Source organism: Ectopseudomonas oleovorans (genome assembly GCF_003052605.1).
Taxonomy (GTDB): Bacteria; Pseudomonadota; Gammaproteobacteria; order Pseudomonadales; family Pseudomonadaceae; genus Aquipseudomonas; species Aquipseudomonas oleovorans_A.
Genome location: NZ_QASO01000140.1, coordinates 1 through 509 on the forward strand (window position 1 = coordinate 1; position 509 = coordinate 509).

Genomic DNA, 509 nt, shown 5'->3' on the forward strand with positions numbered 1-509 from the left:
ACAACCACCGACTGAAGTCGGTGGGTTAGTGACTTACGGACTGAAAGTCCGGATACGCGTCGACTGAACGACGCGTCGGATCAGTCAGGCTCCATCCTGAAATTATCGTTCGGGCTCGGCTCAAAATGATGCTCCAGATACTGCTTGATCATCTCTTCCGTCATCTGCCCAACCGTCGCGCAAAAGTACCCGCGAGCCCAAAAATGCTGCCCCCAATAGCGCTTTTTCAGATGGGGAAACTCCTCGAAAAGCTTGCTCGCCGTACGCCCCTTGATCCGCCTCATGATCTCACTCGGCGCCAAATTCGGCGGACTGCTCACCAGAATATGCACGTGATCCTTGCTCACCACACCTTTCACAATCCGAATTTCAAATGCTTCGCACGTCTGTCTCACCAGCTCTCGCACTCGCTCAGCAACCTCACCGCTGAGCACCTTGTATCGGTACTTAGTCACCCAAACAAAGTGATACTCGATCTGGTAGACCGTATGACTGCCGTATCTGTAATC

Annotated in this window: 1 protein-coding gene; it reads right to left on the reverse strand. The window is 52.8% G+C overall.

Features of this window, described 5'->3' with window-relative positions; genetic code table 11:
- Positions 1–80 precede the first annotated feature (80 nt).
- A partial coding sequence (gene tnpA / locus DBO86_RS25170) for an IS200/IS605 family transposase (RefSeq protein ID WP_146173169.1) occupies positions 81–509 on the reverse strand: 429 nt, incomplete at its 5' end.